The 15,856-nt window shown below is 68.1% G+C and carries 13 protein-coding genes; 9 read left to right on the top strand and 4 right to left on the bottom strand.

Features of this window, described 5'->3' with window-relative positions:
• Nucleotides 1–7: 7 nt before the first annotated feature.
• Both SB816_RS16205 and SB816_RS16200 read right to left on the bottom strand, forming a co-directional pair.
• Complete coding sequence (locus SB816_RS16205; RefSeq protein ID WP_049071800.1) at nucleotides 8–1,348, bottom strand: replication-associated recombination protein A; 1,341 nt, start codon at nucleotides 1,346–1,348, stop codon at nucleotides 8–10.
• A 135-nt stretch (nucleotides 1,349–1,483) separates the two neighbouring features.
• Nucleotides 1,484–2,275, bottom strand: coding sequence for a deaminated glutathione amidase (locus tag SB816_RS16200; protein WP_081273456.1), 792 nt, complete (start codon nucleotides 2,273–2,275; stop codon nucleotides 1,484–1,486).
• 230 nt (nucleotides 2,276–2,505) lie between these two features.
• Between SB816_RS16200 and SB816_RS16195 the strand changes: the two genes are divergently transcribed.
• The 9 genes from SB816_RS16195 (at nucleotide 2,506) to SB816_RS16155 (ending at nucleotide 12,326) form a co-directional block, all read left to right on the top strand.
• The gene (locus SB816_RS16195; protein WP_144655865.1) at nucleotides 2,506–3,774 is read left to right on the top strand and encodes an amino acid deaminase; all 1,269 of its coding nucleotides are present in this window, start codon (nucleotides 2,506–2,508) and stop codon (nucleotides 3,772–3,774) included.
• Between the two features lie 149 nt (nucleotides 3,775–3,923).
• The gene (locus SB816_RS16190; protein WP_049071798.1) at nucleotides 3,924–5,483 is read left to right on the top strand and encodes an ABC transporter substrate-binding protein; all 1,560 of its coding nucleotides are present in this window, start codon (nucleotides 3,924–3,926) and stop codon (nucleotides 5,481–5,483) included.
• A gap of 85 nt (nucleotides 5,484–5,568) precedes the next feature.
• Complete coding sequence (locus SB816_RS16185; protein ID WP_410547283.1) at nucleotides 5,569–6,510, top strand: ABC transporter permease; 942 nt, start codon at nucleotides 5,569–5,571, stop codon at nucleotides 6,508–6,510.
• 120 nt (nucleotides 6,511–6,630) lie between these two features.
• Nucleotides 6,631–7,500: an ABC transporter permease gene (locus tag SB816_RS16180; RefSeq protein ID WP_064524652.1), complete on the top strand. Its 870-nt coding sequence runs from the start codon at nucleotides 6,631–6,633 to the stop codon at nucleotides 7,498–7,500.
• Nucleotides 7,501–7,502: 2 nt separating this feature from the next.
• Nucleotides 7,503–8,510, top strand: coding sequence for an ABC transporter ATP-binding protein (locus tag SB816_RS16175; protein WP_064524653.1), 1,008 nt, complete (start codon nucleotides 7,503–7,505; stop codon nucleotides 8,508–8,510).
• Nucleotides 8,507–9,508, top strand: coding sequence for an ABC transporter ATP-binding protein (locus SB816_RS16170; RefSeq protein ID WP_068980382.1), 1,002 nt, complete (start codon nucleotides 8,507–8,509; stop codon nucleotides 9,506–9,508). Before SB816_RS16175 ends, SB816_RS16170 begins: the two co-directional genes overlap by 4 nt.
• Before the next feature lie 31 nt (nucleotides 9,509–9,539).
• The gene (locus SB816_RS16165; RefSeq protein WP_049071791.1) at nucleotides 9,540–10,412 is read left to right on the top strand and encodes a MurR/RpiR family transcriptional regulator; all 873 of its coding nucleotides are present in this window, start codon (nucleotides 9,540–9,542) and stop codon (nucleotides 10,410–10,412) included.
• A 14-nt stretch (nucleotides 10,413–10,426) separates the two neighbouring features.
• Entirely contained in the window at nucleotides 10,427–11,908 is a 1,482-nt protein-coding gene (locus SB816_RS16160) for an N-acyl-D-amino-acid deacylase family protein (RefSeq protein WP_410547282.1), read from the top strand.
• Between the two features lies 1 nt (nucleotide 11,909).
• A complete protein-coding gene (locus SB816_RS16155; RefSeq protein WP_047992528.1) occupies nucleotides 11,910–12,326 on the top strand; it encodes a RidA family protein in 417 nt (138 codons plus the stop codon).
• 508 nt (nucleotides 12,327–12,834) lie between these two features.
• On the opposite strand, the gene lolA is transcribed toward SB816_RS16155, so the two are convergent.
• On the bottom strand, nucleotides 12,835–13,470 hold the full coding sequence (gene lolA, locus SB816_RS16150; RefSeq protein WP_410547353.1) for an outer membrane lipoprotein chaperone LolA: 636 nt from the start codon (nucleotides 13,468–13,470) through the stop codon (nucleotides 12,835–12,837).
• Nucleotides 13,470–15,848, bottom strand: a complete 2,379-nt coding sequence (locus tag SB816_RS16145) for a DNA translocase FtsK (protein ID WP_116793613.1) — start codon at nucleotides 15,846–15,848, stop codon at nucleotides 13,470–13,472. The genes lolA and SB816_RS16145 overlap by 1 nt, the downstream gene beginning before the upstream one ends.
• Nucleotides 15,849–15,856: the final 8 nt, after the last annotated feature.

Here is a 15,856-nt window from a genome sequence, read left to right as displayed (position 1 = left end):
GCGCCCGTTACCGTTTCTTGGCGCGTTCCTGCGCGTCCAGCTCGCGCAGGAATGCCAACTTCTGCTGGATTTTAGCCTCCAGGCCGCGATCGGTCGGCCGGTAGAAGGAAGGCTTGAGCCCATCGGGGAAATATTGCTCGTCCGCGGCGTAGCCATGCGGCTCGTCGTGGGCGTAGCGGTAGGCCTTGCCGTGCCCCAGTTGCTTCATCAGCTTGGTGGGCGCGTTGCGCAGGTGGATCGGGACCGGCGCGCTGCCGTGCTCGGCGGCGAATTTGCGCGCCTGGTTGTAGGCGTTGTAGACGGCGTTGGACTTGGCCGCGCAGGCCATGTAGACCACCGCCTGGGCCAGCGCCAGCTCGCCCTCGGGCGAACCCAGCCGTTCATAGATGTCGGCGCCGTTGACCGCCAGGTCGGTGGCGCGCGGGTCGGCCAGGCCGATGTCCTCGACCGCCATGCGCACCAGCCGGCGCGACAGGTATTTGGGATCGGCGCCGCCGTCGATCATGCGGCAGAACCAGTACAGCGCGGCGTCGGGGTTGGAGCCGCGCACCGATTTGTGCAGCGCGCTGATCTGGTCGTAGAAGGCGTCGCCGCCCTTGTCGAAGCGTCGCAGGTTCTGCGACAGCGAGATCTCCAGCCAGGCCGCGTCGACCGTGTCGCGGCCGGCGGCCTGCGCCGATTCGGCCACCACCTCGACCGCGCTGATCAGGCGGCGCGCGTCGCCGTCGGCCCAGGCCGCCAACTGTTCGCGCGCGTCTGCGTCGATGTGGATGCGCGCGCCCTCTTCGTGGCCGTCGTTGAACGCCGTGATGGCGCGGTCGACCAGTTGCTGCAGTTCCTCGGGCGTGAGCGATTGCAACACGTAGACGCGGGCGCGCGACAGCAGCGCCGAGTTGACCTCGAACGAGGGGTTCTCGGTGGTGGCGCCGATGAAGGTGAACAGGCCGCTTTCGACGTAAGGCAGGAACGCGTCCTGCTGCGCCTTGTTGAAGCGGTGCACCTCGTCGACGAACAGGATGGTGCGGCGGCCCTGGCCCTGCGCCACCTGCGCCACGGTGACGGCGTCGCGGATGTCCTTGACGCCGCCCAGCACGGCGGAAATGGCGATGAACTGGGCATCGAAACCGTCGGCCATCAGGCGCGCCAGCGTGGTCTTGCCCACGCCCGGCGGGCCCCAGAAGATCATGGAGTGCGGGCGGCCCGACTCGAAGGCCACGCGCAGCGGCTTGTCCGGCCCCAGCAGGTGCGACTGGCCGACGACGTCGGCCAGCGTTCGCGGGCGCAGGCGTTCGGCCAGGGGCACGTAAGGCCGATGGGCGGGATCGGCCGCGAAGAGATCGTTGCTCATTGGCAGCAGATGGGGGAAGACGGCAAGGAAATCAAGCCAGTATTACAACATGTCCGGCCGCCCCGCGCCCCGGGCGGCACGGCCGGGAACCCGCGTGCGGCGGCCCACCCGGCAGCCCCGCGAGAAACCGTCGCTTCAGGCCAGTTCCGGGGTCCCGAAGCGGCGGTTGGCCAGCACCGGCAGCACCTTGCGGGCATGCGCCAGGCGCTCGGGATCGATGTCGGCGAACACCAGCGCCGGGGCCTCGCCGGCCTGGGCGGTGACCACGCCCAGCGGATCCACCACCATGCTGCAGCCGATATTGCGTTCGCCGCACTCGCCGGTGGCGGCGACGTAGCAGGTGTTTTCCAGCGCGCGCGCCGTCACCAGCACTTCCCAGTGCTTTTCCTTCAACGGGCCGCGCACCCAGGCCGCCGGCAGCGCCAGCAGGTCGGCGCCGTCCAGCGCCAGGCGCCGGGCCAGTTCCGGGAAGCGCACGTCGTAGCAGGTCATGAGGCCGACCTTCAGCCCACCGATCTCCAGCAGCGGCGGAATGTCGTTGCCGGGCGTGACGTTGGTCGATTCCTTCATGGTGAAGGCGTCGTACAGGTGCAGCTTGCGATACTGCGACACGATGCGGCCGTCCTGCAGCGTGACCAGCGTGTTCCAGACCCGGCCGTCGCCGGTCGGGACGTGCACGCACATCATGGTGGCCAGCGAGGAGCCGCGGCTGGCCTCGAGCAGCCGCGTCATGAAGGGGCCATCCAGCGGCTGGGCGGCCTTCAGCACGATCTGCGGATCGGTGATGTCACGCGCCAGGATGCCTTCGGGAAGCACCAGCAGGCCGGCCCCGCCATCCCGGGCGCGCGCCATGAGATCGACGCACACCTGGGCGTTTTCTTCCCAGACGCGGCTGACGGCGAACTGGCCCAACGCGACTTTCAGCATGAATCTTCCTTGTGTGGGGCGGCAAACAGGCATCGCCGCGGATTGCCTATTGTCGCGCCAATGGCCGCGAGAGTGCAGCCGCCTGTCGGTTCGCCTGGCCGGCGCCTGCCGGCGTCCGCCATGGCGGTCGCCGACTACGGGTAACTCCCAACTGCCGCTTGTAAATTTCTTTCAGGATAATTGAAAAAAAACGGATTTACCGTAAATATTTTCCATAGAAGAATCGCGCCATGCCTCATTCCTCCACCACCGCAGCTCCCCTGGACGTCAACGGCAAGGGCCTGGGCGCGTTTCCCGCCGCCTGTACCAACGCCGGCGTGGCGGCGCTGAACTGGAACCTGCTGGCCGAGGACGTCAGCCTGCCGGTGGCGGTGTTGTACGAGGCCCGGGTGCGGCACAACCTGCAATGGATGCAGCGCTTCATGGAAGCCTACCGCGTCAAATTGGCGCCGCACGGCAAGACCACCATGAGCCCCGCGCTGTTCCAGCGCCAGATCGACAACGGCGCCTGGGGCATCACCCTGGCGACCGCGCCGCAGGTGGTGGCCGCCTATAACCACGGCATCCGCCGGGTGCTGATGGCCAACCAGTTGGTGGGCCGCGCCAACATGGCCTTGATCGCCAAGCTGCTGCGCGATCCGGCGTTCACCTATTTCTGCATCGTCGACTCGGCCGCCAACGCCGCCCAGTTGGGCCGCTATTTCGGCGAGCAGGGCCTGGTGCTGCCGGTCCTGATCGAACTGGGCCCGAAGGGCGGGCGCACCGGCGTGCGCGATGACGCGCAATTGCAGTCCGTGGTCGAGGAAATCGGCCGCTGGCCCGGGCTGGCGCTGGCCGGCATCGAAGTCTACGAAGGCGTGCTGCAGGAGGAAACCGCGATCCGCGCCTTCCTGCGCCGCGCCACCGACGCGCTGCGCGGCCTGGCGACCGCCGGCCGCCTGCGCAAGAACGGCCCCGCCCTGATCTCCGGCGCCGGCTCGGCCTGGTTCGACGTGGTGGCCGAGGAATTCTCGCAACTGGATATCGGCGCGCCGCTGGAAGTCGTGCTGCGCCCCGGCTGCTACCTGTCGCACGACGTCGGCGTCTACCGCTCGGCCGCCGAGCGCATCAATGCCAACAATCCCGTCGCCCACAAGATGGAGCCGGGATTGCAGCCGGCGCTGCAGGTCTGGGCCTACGTGCAGTCGCTGCCCGAGCCTGGCCGCGCCATCGTGGCCATGGGCAAGCGCGACGCCGCCTTCGACGCCGGCCTGCCGACGCCTTCGCTGCATTTCCGTCCCGGGCAAAGCGCGCCCGGCGCCGCGCCGTCCCAATGGAAGCTCACCGCCATGATGGACCAGCACGCGTTCATGCAGATCGGCGAGCACGACGACATCCAGGTTGGCGACATGATCGCCTTCGACATCTCCCATCCCTGCCTGACGTTCGACAAGTGGCGCCAGGTCCTGCTGGTGGACGAGCAGTACCGCGTCATCGACGTCGCGGACACCTTTTTCTGAGCCTTTGCGCGCGGCGCGGCCGCGCGTTCCGTTGCGCTACCGACAAGCCCCGCGCCCGGGGGGCAAGAACGAACTCGGGCATCCGGCGCCTTACCGGCCTTTCACTGAATCACGCGACAACCTGTTTTTGACCCTCTGGAGAGAGAATCATGAACTTCCGCACCTCCCGGCAAGGCGGTGGGCTGAAAAGCCTGCTCGTGGCCGGCGCAATTGGCTTGACCGCATTGTCGTCCCCCGCCCTCTGTGCCACGCCGGTCAAGGGAGGCACGATTTCCGTCGCCACCATCGGCGAGCCGCCCACGCTCGACCCGATGAGCAGCACCGCCGACCTGGTCGGCATCCTGACGCAGCACTTCTTCGAAACGCTGTACACCTTCGACGCCAAGTGGAACCTGACGCCGCTGCTGGCCGACAAGATGCCCGAGGTGACGCCGGACGGCCTGGTCTACACCATCGCGCTGCGCCAGGGCATCACCTTCCATGACGGCTCCAAGATGGATTCGTCGGACGTGCTGGCCTCGCTCAAGCGCTGGACCGAGACCGCCACGCGCGGCAAGATGGCCGCCAAGGTCATCGCCAACATCGAGGCGCCCGACGCCAACACCATCCGCATCACGCTCAAGCAGCCCTACGCCCCCTTGACCGCGCTGCTGGCCATGAACAACGCCGCCGCCGTGATCATGCCCAAGGGCAAGATCGCCCCGGTGCTGACCGAGATCGTCGGCACCGGCCCCTACCAGCTCAAGGCGCGCGTGCCGGACCAGTACATCCAACTGACCCGCTTCGAGGGCTACAAGCAGCGCGAAGGCGAGCCCGACGGCTACGGCGGCGCCCGCAAGCAATACCTGGACGAGATCCGCTTCGTGCCGGTCGCCAACGCCAACACCCGGTCCGAAGCCGCCGCCGCGGGCCAATTCGACTACGTCGACTCGCTGCCGGTGGAAGCGCTGGACAAGCTCAAGGGCGGCCGCTCCGACCCGATCATGCTCAAGCCCTTCGGCTGGCCGCGCCTGGTGCTCAACACCAAGCAGGGCATCATGTCCAACCTGGCGGTGCGCCAGGCGGTGCAACTGGCGCTGAACGAAGAGGACATGCTGTTCGCCGCGTTCGGCAACAAGGACTTCTACAAGCTCAACGGCGACCTGTATCCGGAAGGCTACCCGTGGGCCACGTCGCTGGGCGGCAAGGTCTACAACAAGGGCGACGCCGCCGCGGCCAAGAAGCTGCTGGACAGCGCCAACGTAGCCGACAAGAAGATCCGCATCCTGACCAGCCAGCAGTACGAGTTCCACTACAAGATGGCGCTGGTGGCCGCGGAATACCTCAAGGCCGCCGGCTTCACCGTCGACATGCAGGTGGTCGACTGGGCCACGCTGACGCAGCGCCGCCAGGACCCGGCCGTGTGGGACATCTTCATCACTCACAGCGTTTTCCTGCCCGAACCCGCGTTGATCGACTTCCCGTCCAAGGACGCGCCGGGCTGGTGGGACACGCCGCGCCGCGCGCAGGTGATGGATGCCTTCAACCAGGCCCGCACCCAGGAAGAACGCGTCAAGCGCTGGGCCGACGTGCAGCAGGCCGTGTATGACGAAGTGCCGTTCGTGAAGGTCGGCGACTTCAATGCGCAGGCGGCCCGTTCGCCGTCGCTGCAAGGCGTCAAGCCGGCGCCGTGGCCGTTCTTCTGGAACGCCTGGAAAGCGCAGAAGTAAGCCAGGCCGCGGGGCGGTCCGCTCAGGGCCCGCCCCGCCTGAACCACAGCGCCGGCATCGGCGCGCCGATCCTTAGGATGCCACTGTGTTGCGTTATCTCTTGAACCGGCTGGTCGGGCTGGTGGCCGTGATGTTCATCGTCGCGACCATCGTGTTCGTCATCATCCGCGTCACGCCCGGCAACCCCGCCGCCGTGATGCTCGGGCCCCAGGCCAGCCAGGCCGACATCGCCGCGCTGGAGCACCAGTTGGGGCTCGACCAGCCGCTGGCGGTGCAGTATGTGTCGTGGCTGGGCAAGCTGGTCCAGGGCGACCTGGGCCAATCCATCTTCATGAACAACCCGGTGCTGGCGGCCTTGGCCGACCGCGCCGAACCGACCCTGCTGCTGACGCTGATGTCGCTGTGCATCGCCACGCTGATCGCATTGCCGGTCGGCATCCTGTCGGCGGTCAAGCGCGGCACCACGCTGGACCAGTCGGTGCTGTCGTTCTCGATGTTCACCTCCAGCGTGCCGAGCTTCTGGCTCGGGCTGCTGCTGATGCAGGTGTTCTCGGTCAAGCTGGGCTGGCTGCCAGTGTCGGGTTACGGCGGCCCGGACGCCTCGTTCGCGACGCGGCTGTCGCACCTGGTGCTGCCGGCGGTGGTGCTGGGGCTGGTGAACTCGGCGCTGATCACCCGCTTCATCCGCGCCAGCATGCTGGACGTGCTGCGCGACGACTACGTGCGCACCGCCCGCGCCAAGGGCCTGCCGGAAAGCCGCGTGATCCTCAAACACGCCGTGCGCAATGCGTTGATCCCGATCCTGACGGTGCTGGGCCTGACCACCGCCCTGCTGATCAGCGGCGCCGTCGTCACCGAGACCGTGTTCGGCCTGCCCGGCGTGGGCAGCCTGGTGGTGTCGGCCGTGCTGCGCCGCGACTACCCCGTCATCCAGGGCGCGCTGCTGATCATCGCGGCCATCTACGTGCTCATCAACCTGTTCATCGATCTGCTGTACCTGCTGGTCGATCCGCGCGTCCGTTATTGATGATGAACCCACCCACGACCCGCCTTCGGCGTCTCCCCCTCACAGGGGTGCCATGGGCGGCCCGGCAAAGCCGGCTCCGCGGTGGCCCCGCTTGGAAGTGTTGCGAACGAAACGACCGAAATGACTAGTCCAACTACCGTTAACGCCGGCGCGGACCGCTGGCAGGTGCTACGCCTGCTGGTGGCTCGCAAGACCGTGCTGATCAGCCTGATCGTGCTGATCGTGCTGGTGGCCGCGGCGCTGCTGGCGCCGTGGGTCAGCCCCTACGACCCCTTCAAGCTGTCCATCATGAACCGCCTCAAGGCGCCCGGGACCGCGCACTGGTTCGGCACCGACGACTTTGGCCGCGACGTGTTCAGCCGCGTCATCTACGGCGGCCGGCTGTCGCTGATGGTGGGCTTCTCGGTGGTGATCCTGTCCAGCGTGCTGGGCATCGCGCTGGGCCTGATCGCCGGCTTCTTCCGCTCGGCCGACAAGTTCGTGTCGCGCCTGATCGACGCCATGATGGCGTTTCCCGACATCCTGCTGGCGATCTCGCTGGTGGCCGCGCTGGGACCGTCGCTGGTGAACGTGGTGATCGCGCTGGGCATCGTCTACACGCCGCGCCTGGCCCGCATCGTGCGCGCCTCGACGCTGGTGATCCGCGAGCTGCCGTTCGTCGAGGCCGCCCGCGCGCTGGGCGTGTCGACCTGGCGCATCGTCACCGTGCACGTGCTGCGCAACCTGCTGTCGCCCATTCTGGTGCAAGGCACCTTCATCTTCGCCTACGCGATCCTGGCCGAAGCCGGCCTGTCGTTCCTGGGCGTGGGCGTCTCGCCCGACATCCCCACCTGGGGCACCATGATCAACGCCGGCCAGCAGTACATGGGCTCGGCCGACTGGATCATGATCTTCCCCGGCATCGCCATCGTCCTGTCGGTGCTGTCGCTGCAACTGGTCGGCGACGGCCTGCGCGACGTGCTCGATCCGCGCCTGCGCAAGGAGCTGTAATCATGACCGCAAGCACCCGAGACATCGTGCTGTCGGTGGAAGGCCTGAAGACCTGGTTCCACAGCCGCGACGGCGTCGCCAAATCGGTGGACGGGGTCACCTTCGACCTGGCCCGCGGCGAAACGCTGGCCATCGTCGGCGAATCCGGCTCCGGCAAATCCGTCACCAGCCTGTCCATCATGGGCCTGCTGCCCAAGCCGGCCGGCCGCATCGAAGCGGGCCAGATCCGCTTTCGCGACCGCCGCGGCCAGGAACACGACCTGGCCCACGCCTCGCCGACCACGCTGCGGCGCATCCGCGGCGCCGAGATCGCCATGATCTTCCAGGAGCCGATGACCAGCCTGAACCCGCTGTACACGGTGGGCGACCAGATCGCCGAAGCCGTGCTGCAGCACGAAGGCGGATCGCGAGCGGCAGCCATGAAGCGCGCCCGCGACATGCTCGACCGCGTCGAGATCCCGGCGGCCGACCGGCGCGTCAACGAATACCCGCACCAGATGTCGGGCGGCATGCGCCAGCGCGTCATGATCGCCCTGGCGCTGGCCTGCAACCCGGCTGTGCTGATCGCCGACGAGCCCACCACCGCGCTGGACGTGACGGTGCAGGCCCAGATCCTGGACCTGCTGCGCCGACTGCAGGCCGAGATGAACATGAGCATCCTGTTCATCACCCACAACCTGGGCGTGGTGGCCGAGATCGCGCATCGCGTGGCGGTGATGTACGCCGGCCGCGTGGTCGAGGACGCCGGCGTCTACGACCTGTTCGAAAAGCCCACCCATCCGTACACGCGAGGCCTGCTGTCCTGTCTGCCGACCGCCGCGCTGCTGGCCTCGGGCGAGCGCCTGCGCGCCATCCCGGGCAACGTGCCGAGCGTGCTGTCGCTGCCGGCCGGCTGCACCTTCGCGCCGCGCTGCGCGCTGGCCGACGACAACTGCCGTCGCGACGTGCCCGAACTGGTGGCGGTGCAGGACCAGCACCGCGCCCGCTGCATCAAGGTGACCCCGCTATGACCGCAAGCCCCCAACCCGCGCGCGCCGCCGAACCGCTGGTGCGCATCGAGGACCTGAAGGTCCACTTCCCGACCTCGCAGGCGCGCAACGCGCCGGTGGTGCGGGCGGTGGACGGCGTCAGCTTCGACGTGCCGCGCAACACCATCGTCGGCCTGGTGGGCGAGTCCGGCTCCGGCAAGACCACCACCGGCCGCGCCCTGCTGCGCCTGTTCGCGCCCACCGCGGGCCGCCTGCTGTTCGACGGCCAGGACATCACCAGGCTGTCCGAGAAAGAGATGCTGCCGTGGCGCCGCCGCATGCAGATCGTGTTCCAGGACCCCTATGCCAGCCTCAACCCGCGCATGACGGTGGCCGAGATCCTGGGCGAAGCGCTCGACACCCATCGACTCGCGCAGCACCGCCGCGCGGCCCGCATCGGCGAACTGCTCGAACGCGTCGGCCTGAACGCCGACCACAGCCGCCGTTATCCGCACGAGTTCTCCGGCGGCCAGCGCCAGCGCATCGGCATCGCCCGCGCCCTGGCGGTCGAGCCCGACTTCATCGTGGCCGACGAACCGGTGTCGGCGCTGGACGTGTCGGTGCAGGCGCAGGTGCTGAACCTGCTGCAGGACCTGCAGCGCGACCTGGGGCTGACCATGCTGTTCGTGGCGCACGACCTGGCCGTGGTCGACTACCTGTGCGACGAGGTGGTGGTGATGTACCTGGGCCGCGTCATGGAACGCGGCCCGACCAGCGAGGTCTACGCGCGGCCGCGCCATCCCTATACCCGGGCGCTGCTGTCGGCCGCGCCGGTGCCGGATCCGCGCGCGCCGCGTTCGCGTATCCTGCTCAAGGGCGACATTCCCAGCCCGGTCAACCCGCCGTCGGGTTGCGTCTTCCGCACCCGCTGCCCGCACGCCATCGATGCCTGCGCCACGACCGAGGCGCGCGACGTCAACGTCGGACCGGGCCACTTCGCGGCCTGTTCGCGCCTCGGCGACGCCGAACTGGCCGCGTAGCGCCTCGCCCGCCCCGACCCAGGAACACCACATGAACATCATCCGCGACATCGTCTTCCAGATCCGCAGCCGCCGGGACGACCTGAGCGTGACCGAGCGCAAGGTCGCCGACGCCATCCTGGACAACATCATCTGGAGCGCCAGCGCCACCGTGGACCAACTGGCGGCCAAGGCCGGCGTCAGCATCGCCACCATCTCGCGCTTCGCCCGCACCGTGGGCTGCGACGACACCCGCGACCTGAAGATGAAGCTGGCGCAGGCCAGCACCGTGGGCAGCCGCTTCCTGGACCAGAGCACGCCGGCCGAGGAAAGCACGTTCTACGCGCGCATCTATGCCGACATCGAAAGCACCCTGCGCGCCCACCTGCCGACCTTCACCGAGCCGCTGTTCGAGGCCGCCGCCGCCATCGTCGACGGCGCCCGCATGGTCTACGTGTTCGGCATGGGCGGCGCCTCTGCCGTGCTGGCGCAGGAAGTGCAGTCGCGCCTGGTGCGACTGGGCTACCCGATCGCGGTGTACAGCGACGCCGTGCTGCTGCGCATGGTGGCCGCCACGCTCGACGAGCGCGACGCCGTGGTGATCCTGTCGGCCTCCGGCCTGACGCCCGAAATCGTCGGCGCGGCGCGCATCGTCAAGCAGTACCGCGCCCGCATCGTCGCCGTCACCGACGCCACCTCGGAACTGGCCAAGCTGGCCGACGTGGTGCTGCCGATCCGTACCGACGAGACCGACTTCATCTACAAGCCCTCGGCCTCGCGCTACGCCATGATGCTGGCGATCGACCTGCTGTCGACCGAGCTGGCCATGCTGAACCAGGAAGAAAACCGCGAACGCCTGCGCCGCATCAAGCTGGCGCTGGACGAACATCGCGGCGGCCCCAACCGGCTGCCGCTGGGCGATTGAATTTGGAAACCAAGATGTACGACACCCTCATCGGCAATGTCCGCGTGCTCGACGGCTCGGGCGGCGCCGAATACACCGCCGACGTGGCGCTCGCCGGCGGCCGCATCGCGGCCATCGGCGACCTGTCCGGCCGGCCGGCGGCGCAGATCATCAACGGCGCCGGCCTGGCGCTCGCGCCCGGCTTCATAGACGTCCACACCCACGACGACACCAACGTCATCCGCACGCCCGGCATGCTGCCCAAGCTGTCCCAGGGCGTGACCACGGTGGTGGTGGGCAACTGCGGCATCAGCGCCTCGCCGGTCTCGCTGCGTGGCGAGCCGCCCGACCCGATGAACCTGCTGGGCCAGCGCGGCGACTTCGCCTACCCGACCTTCGCCGACTACACCCGCGCCATCGAGGCCGCGCAGCCCGCCGTGAACGTCGCCGCGCTGGTCGGCCACACGGCCCTGCGCAACAACCACATGGACCGTCTCGACCGCAGCGCCACGCGCAACGAAGTGATGGCCATGCGCGACCAGTTGCGCGAAGCCCTGGCGCACGGCGCCATCGGCCTGAGCACCGGCCTGGCCTACGGCTCGGCGATCGAGGCCGACACCGCCGAGGTCAAGCTGCTGGCCGAAGTCCTGGACGAATTCGGCGCGCTCTACACCACCCACCTGCGCTCGGAATTCGCCGCCATCCTGGAAGCCATGCAGGAAGCCTTCGACATCGCCCTGCACGCCCGCGTGCCGGTGGTGGTGTCGCACCTGAAATGCGCGGGCGCCGGCAACTGGGGCCGCACCAAGGAAGTGCTGTTCAAGCTGGAGAACGCCGGCCGCATGCAGCACGTGGGCTGCGACTGCTATCCCTACTCGGCCAGCTCGTCCACGCTCGACCTCAAGCAGGTCACCGACGAATTCGACATCGACATCACCTGGTCGGTGCCGCACCCCGAACAGGCCCGCCGCAAACTGTCCGCCATCGCCGCCGACTGGAGCGTGACGCTGCTGGAAGCGGCGAAACGCCTGCAACCGGCCGGCGCCGTCTACCACAACATGCACGAGGACGACGTGCGCCGCGTGCTGTCGAACCGGCTCACCATGGTCGGCTCCGACGGCTTGCCCAACGACCCCATGCCGCACCCGCGCCTGTGGGGCGCCTTCCCGCGCGTGCTCGGCCACTACAGCCGCGACGTCGGCCTGTTCCCGCTGCCCGAAGCCGTTCACAAGATGACCGGCCTGTCCGCCGCCCGCTTCGGCCTGGCCGAACGCGGCCTGGTGCGCGAAGGCTTTCACGCCGACCTGGTGCTGTTCGACCCCGCCACCGTCATCGACCGCGCCACCTTCGCCGCCCCCGTCCAGACCGCCGCCGGCATCGAGGCCGTCTGGGTCAACGGCGTCCTGTCCTACCGCCACGGCCAACCCACAGGCGACCGCGCCGGCCGCTGGCTGCCCCGCAACGGCGACCTGCGCGCCAGCTTCGCCGCCTCAACCCCCGCCCTTCAGGAGCCCTGACATGAGCAGCACCACCCCCACCCCCGACAACAACGGCATCACCCGCTACGGCGTCGCCGGCGGCACCGGCCAAGGCGGCTCCCACATGCCCTTCGCCCGCGCCGTCGCCGCCGACGGCTGGCTCTACGTCTCGGGCCAGGTCCCGATGGAAAACGGCGAAGTCATCGAAGGCGGCACCGTCGCCCAATCCCACAAGGCCATCCAGCAGGTCCTCGCCATCCTCAAGGAAGCCGGCTACGGCCCCGAACACGTCGTGCGCTGCGGCGTCTGGCTCGACGACGCCCGCGACTTCCCCTCGTTCAACAAGGTCTTCAAGGAATACTTCGGCAACAATCCCCCCGCCCGCGCCTGCGTGCAGTCGCCGCTGATGGTGGATGCAAAGGTGGAAATTGATTGTGTTGCGTATAAGCGCCCGTGACCTGACGCGACGCTCAAGGCGTGAGCTAGCTGCCTCCCAAGGGGGCTGCCCGGCCTTCGGACGGCCGGGCGCCCCTCCTGGCCCAAGCCAGCCGCTGCGCGCTTCAGGTACACCGCCCACACCGCGCCGCAAGCGCGCAGCGACCCACATCACGACGCAAGACACCACGTATGAAAAAAACGGCCGCCCGCGCGGCCGTTTTTTGCGGGCAACGCAAACCTCCCCCATGCCCCCAGGGTCCAGCAGCGCGTCATTTCTCGAAACCGGTAGCCCGGCGCGGGGCGCGCAGGCGGTGAGCGCGCCGTCGATGCGCCCGAGGGAATCTGAAGGCAGTCGCCGCAGGCGACAACGAAGATGACGAAGGGGAAGTCCGGAGCGAACGCTCCGGACCGCAATCGTTGGCGCGCTCACCGCCTGCGCGCCCCGTGACGGGCGGCCTACGAAGCCCGACCAACAAAGAAATAATCAAGAACCCAACAGCAACTCAGCACTGACGCCGCCGGACTCCTTACATCTTGACCACATCCACGCCCTTGGGCGCCACAAACCGAAACTCCCCCTCCCCAAGCTTGGGATTAGGAACGATCCCGGAAAGATCCACCCGCGTCGTCTGCCCGAACGAATCCAGCAGCTCCACCCGCACCGGCAGATTGTCCTTCATCCCGATATCGACGCGCGAAAACCCCGCATCCGCCGTGCGCGGCTTCGCCCGCAGCCAATCGATGCCATCCTTGGACGGCAGCGCCGACACATCGAACGACTGCTCCAGCGATCCCGAACCGAACAGAATCGCCGCCGGCGACGTCCCGATGGCCGCATCCACCTTCCGCTCGGTCACCTGCGCCAGATCCGGATCGAACTGGAACACCTGCTTGCCGTCGGAAATCACCAACTGTTCATAGGGCTTCTGCACCGACCACTTGAACTTGCCCGGCCGCTGGAACGAGAACACGCCCGTCTGCGCAGGCTGCGTGCGCCCCTGCGTATTGACGGTGTATTGGGAAAACGCGCCCGTCGCCGCCGTCACCGCCCCCACGAACGCGCGCAACTGTTCCTGCGCGCTGGCGGCCATCGCCGCGGCCGGCGTCAACGCCGGGACCAGGCAGAAGGCCAGGCCGGCGGCCAGGCCACGAAACGTCTTCATCATGCTTCCTCTCGAGCGGCGGCGGGCACCAGGATCTCCCGGTTGCCATTGGACTGCATCGCCGACACGATACCCGATTGCTCCATCTGTTCCAGTAACCGCGCCGCACGGTTGTAACCAATGCGCAGATGGCGCTGCACCAGCGAGATCGAGGCGCGGCGATGCTTGAGCACCACCTCGCAGGCCTGGTCGTACATCGGGTCCGACTCGGCGTCGCCGCCGATGCCGGTGACGCTGCTGGCGCCTTCGCCGCCGTCGCCGTCCAGCCCGCCTTCCAGCAGGCCCTCGACATAGTTCGGCTCGCCCTGCGCCTTCAGGCTTTCGACCACGCGGTGCACTTCATCGTCGCTGACGAAGGCGCCGTGCACACGCACCGGCAGACCGGTGCCCGGCGGCATGTAGAGCATGTCGCCCTGGCCCAGCAGGGTCTCCGCGCCCATCTGGTCGAGAATGGTGCGCGAGTCGATCTTGGACGACACCTGGAACGCGATGCGGGTCGGAATGTTGGCCTTGATCAGCCCGGTGATGACATCCACGCTGGGACGCTGCGTCGCCAGGATCAGGTGGATGCCGGCCGCGCGCGCCTTCTGCGCCAGGCGGGCGATCAGTTCTTCGATCTTCTTGCCCACCACCATCATCAGGTCGGCCAGCTCGTCGATGACCACCACGATGGTGGGCAGCGGCGACAGCGGCTCGGGCTGGTCGGGCGTCAGCGAGAACGGGTTCGGGATCGGCTCCTCGCGCTTGATCGCGTCGCGGATCTTGGTGTTGTAGCCGGCCAGGTTGCGCACGCCCATCTTGCTCATCAGGCGGTAGCGCTTTTCCATCTCGCCGACGCACCAGTTCAGCGCGTTGGCGGCATGGCGCATGTCCGTGACCACCGGCGCCAGCAGGTGCGGAATGCCTTCGTAGACGCTCATTTCGAGCATCTTCGGATCGATCAGGATCAGGCGGGTGTGCGAGGCGTCGGCCTTGTACAGCAGCGACAGGATCATGGCGTTGATCCCGACCGACTTGCCCGACCCGGTGGTGCCCGCCACCAGCAGGTGCGGCATCTTGGCCAGGTCGGCCACCACCGGATTGCCGGCGATGTCCTTGCCCAGCGCCATGGTCACCACCGAATGGCTGGCGTGGTAGGTCTGCGAGCCCAGGATCTCGGACAGCTTGACCACCTGGCGACGCGGGTTGGGCAGTTCCAGGCCCATCAGGTTCTTGCCCGGAATGGTTTCCACCACCCGGATGCTGACCAGGCTGAGCGCGCGCGCCAGGTCCTTGGCCAGGTTGACGATCTGGCTGCCCTTGACGCCGGTGGCCGGCTCGATTTCGTAACGCGTGATGACCGGACCGGCCTGCGCCGCCACCACGGTGACGGACACGCCGAAGTCGGCCAGTTTCTTTTCGATCAGGCGCGAAGTGAACTCGATGGTCTCGGCCGACACGGTTTCCTGGTTGGCCAGCGGCGGATCCAGCAGGCTGATGGCCGGCAGGTCGCCCTCGCCGCCCGGCGGCGGCGCGAAGAACAGCGACTGCTGCTTTTCCTTCTCGACGCGCTCGGACTTGGGCACCACGGTGATCGCCGGCTCGATGCGCACCGGTTGTTCGTGCACCAGCTTTTCCTGCTTGGCCACCACCTGCTCGGTGCGCACGGCCTTGGCCACCTCGCCGACCTTGCGGTCTTCGCGCGCGGCGTAGGAATTGCGCACCCGACGCACCAGGCCTTCGATCCAGGTGCCGACGCGCTCGGCCACGGTCAGCCACGAGAACGAGAAAAACAGGCTCAGGCCGATCGCCAGCATCACCAAAAAGGCCAGGGTGCTGCCGGTAAAGCCGATGCTGCGGCCCATCAGGTCGGCCAGGGTGTGGCCGATGACGCCGCCGGCGCCGCTGGCGCTTTCCGAGGCGCCCGGCAGGTGGGTGCCGCGGCTGGCCAGGCGCAGGGCTTCCATGCCCAGCGAGCCGACCAGCAGCAGGAAGAAACCGATGCCCTCTTCCCAGTGGACCCGCGGCAACACCTCAGGTTGCTTACCATTGGTAACACGAAGATGGCTGGCAAGGCGGCGGTAACCCGCCCGCACGCGGTGCAGCAGCAGGATCACCCACCACCAGGCGGAGAAACCGAACAGGTACAGCAGGATGTCCGCCAGGTAGGCGCCCAGGGTCCCGCCCTTGTTGTGGATGACGCCGGCGGGGACGGAGTGCGACCAGCCCGGGTCGGCGGCGCTCCAGGTGGCCAGCACCAGGGTGAGCCAGGCCGCCAGGGCGGCGAAGAGGATCCAGCGGGCTTCGCGCAGCAACGCGGAGATACGCGTCTGCAGTGGCGAGGGCCCGTTGCGGGTGTTGCGCGAAGCGCGCGGAGAAGCAGTCGAGATACGCGGCATGCGGCTCA

Source organism: Achromobacter sp. SIMBA_011 (assembly GCF_046535435.1).
GTDB lineage: Bacteria > Pseudomonadota > Gammaproteobacteria > Burkholderiales > Burkholderiaceae_B > Achromobacter > Achromobacter dolens.
The sequence above is the reverse complement of the archived record's forward strand: the minus strand, read 5'-3'. Positions and strand labels throughout refer to the sequence as shown.